The organism is Streptomyces botrytidirepellens (assembly GCF_003721215.1).
GTDB lineage: Bacteria > Actinomycetota > Actinomycetes > Streptomycetales > Streptomycetaceae > Streptomyces > Streptomyces himastatinicus.
Map to the genome: position 1 here is coordinate 1 of NZ_RIBZ01000503.1, position 2152 is coordinate 2152.

At 67.7% G+C, this 2152-nt stretch carries 2 protein-coding genes and 1 pseudogene; 2 read left to right on the forward strand and 1 reads right to left on the reverse strand.

The annotated features are described in order from the left end of the window. Nucleotides 1-219: 219 nt before the first annotated feature. Nucleotides 220-840 (reverse strand): TetR/AcrR family transcriptional regulator, encoded by a 621-nt coding sequence (locus EEJ42_RS32045; protein WP_123105411.1) that lies wholly within the window; start codon nucleotides 838-840, stop codon nucleotides 220-222. Nucleotides 841-1068: 228 nt separating this feature from the next. On the opposite strand from EEJ42_RS32045, the gene EEJ42_RS32050 reads away from it, so the two are divergent. Both EEJ42_RS32050 and EEJ42_RS32055 read left to right on the forward strand, forming a co-directional pair. Continuing rightward, nucleotides 1069-1899 carry an ABC transporter permease gene (locus EEJ42_RS32050; protein ID WP_425472996.1) on the forward strand — a complete coding sequence of 277 codons (831 nt, stop codon included), beginning with the start codon at nucleotides 1069-1071 and terminating at the stop codon, nucleotides 1897-1899. Beyond that, nucleotides 1892-2152 (forward strand): annotated as a pseudogene (locus EEJ42_RS32055) (ABC transporter ATP-binding protein); the annotation flags it as partial. The gene EEJ42_RS32050 and the pseudogene EEJ42_RS32055, both read left to right, overlap by 8 nt.

Here is a 2152-nt window from a genome sequence, read left to right on the forward strand (position 1 = left end):
CTCCTCCGCCTCGCGGGCGGCCGCGGCCCGGACCGCCCGGGTGGGCCGCGCGCGGTGCGCCGGCCTCCGCGGCCCTGCCGGCTCGTTCACGCCGTCTTCCTTATCCATGGCAGCACCGTGCCGCTTCGGCGACCAGTGACAGGGGGTGTCCATGGGCGTGCGGCCCGCAGCCCGACGGGCCAATGGTCAGCAGCTGGCAGCGGCCTCAGTTGTCGCCGGTCAACGAGGAATGCGTGCGCTGGTCAGGGCTGCCGTGGTGGCCGCAGTCAGGCCCTCCAAGTACCCGTCAGGAAGAGGTGAGCGGATTGTGGCCAAACGCCAATACAGAGGGCCGCTGGCCAGGTCAAGCGCGAGGTCGACGTCAGTGTCGGCGGATAGCTCCCCTCGGTTGACCGCGTTCCGGACGACCACTTCGGCGACGCCACGTTGGGAGTCCCGCACCGCCACCTGAAGCGCCTGAGCCATATCCGGGTTACGGGCAGATTCTGCGAAAAGGTCAGGAATAATCTGGGCGGCCATCGGATGCCGCAGCACCCGCGCGGTCGCTTCCAGCAAAACCTTCACATCACCGTGCAGAGTTCCGGTGTCCGGTGTCGGCAGCCCCTGCTTCGCCAAGGCGGAAACCACCTCCAGAACGATCGGAAGTTTGGAACGCCAGCGTCGGTAGATGGCGGCCTTCCCCACCCCGGCCCGGTGCGCTACCCGTTCGATCGACATGCGTCCATAGCCGACGGTTGCCAGCTCCTCGAAGACGGCAGCACGGATCGCGTCGGTCACGTTCTCCTGGAGTACGGCGGCACCTGCGGGGACGCGCCGAGGCTTGGTTGGCTCCTTCTCCATGTCCTGAGCCTACTCGACGACGGAACGGTTGCGATCCGTCGTGGCCTGCTCTAGGTTACGCGACGACGGAACGCTTCCGTTCCGTCCTAAGTGTTGAGGTCCGCGGTCCATGCCACGAGACCGGCCCTGCCGAAAGGTGCCCAGGTGAGCCAGCCTCCCGTTCCTGACAGCGAAGGGCTTCCTCCTCCCGGGGGTCTCGCGGAGCTAGCAGTCGCTCACGGTCTCACCGTGAGCGGTGCCCGGGTGGGCCTCGGCGCGTACATCAGCCAGATGTGGGGCCGCCGCTACTTCATCCTGGCCTTTTCGCAGGCCAAGCTCACGGCGCAGTACAGCCAGGCCAAGCTGGGTCAGCTGTGGCAGGTGGTGACTCCGCTGCTGAACGCGGCGGTGTACTTCTTCATCTTCGGCTGGCTGCTGGGAGGCAGGGGCGGGATGGAGAACGAGCAGTACATCCCGTTCCTGGTGACGGGTGTGTTCGTCTTCGCCTTCACCCAGAACTCCGCCATGGCCGGGGTGCGGGCGATCTCCGGGAACCTGGGGCTGGTGCGGGCGCTGCACTTCCCGCGGGCCTCGCTCCCGATCTCCTTCTCGCTCCAGCAGCTCCAGCAGCTGCTGTTCTCGATGATCGTGCTGGTCGTCGTCCTGCTGGGCTTCGGGCACTTCCCGGGCTTCGCGTGGCTCCTGGTGGTCCCGTGCCTGGCGCTCCAGTTCGTCTTCAACACCGGTCTGGCCCTGATCATGGCCCGGATGGGCGCCAAGACCCCGGACCTGGCGCAGCTGCTGCCGTTCGTCCTGCGTACGTGGATGTATGCCTCCGGCGTGATGTACCCGCTGGAGCACATGCTCCAGAAGGCGGGGGCGCACTCCTGGGTGTCCGATGTCCTGCTGGCGAACCCGGCGGCGGTCTACATGGATCTGATGCGGTTCGCGTTGATCGACGGCTTGCCCGAGGCCCTGCCGACGCATGTCTGGGCGCTGGCCCTGGGCTGGGCGGTACTGGTCGGCGGCGGTGGCTTCGTGTACTTCTGGAAGGCAGAGGAGCAGTACGGCCGTGGCTGAACAGACACTCGAAACCGTCGAATCGGCCGCGCCCGCCGGGACGCGTGTGCCCACCGTCGTCGCCGATGACGTCCACATCGTCTACCGCGTCAACGGCGGGCCCCGCGGCAAGGGCAGCGCTACCGCCGCTCTCAGCCGGATGCTCCGACGGAAGAGCGCCCCCGGCATGGGCGAGGTGCACGCCGTGCGCGGCGTCACCTTCGTGGCCTACCGCGGTGAGTCGATCGGCCTGATCGGCTCCAACGGTTCCGGC

What these genes read in the sequence shown, in the direction of transcription:
- EEJ42_RS32045 (WP_123105411.1), bottom strand. Translation starts at nt 840, where the DNA reads ATGGAGAAGGAGCCAACCAAGCCTCGGCGCGTCCCCGCAGGTGCCGCC.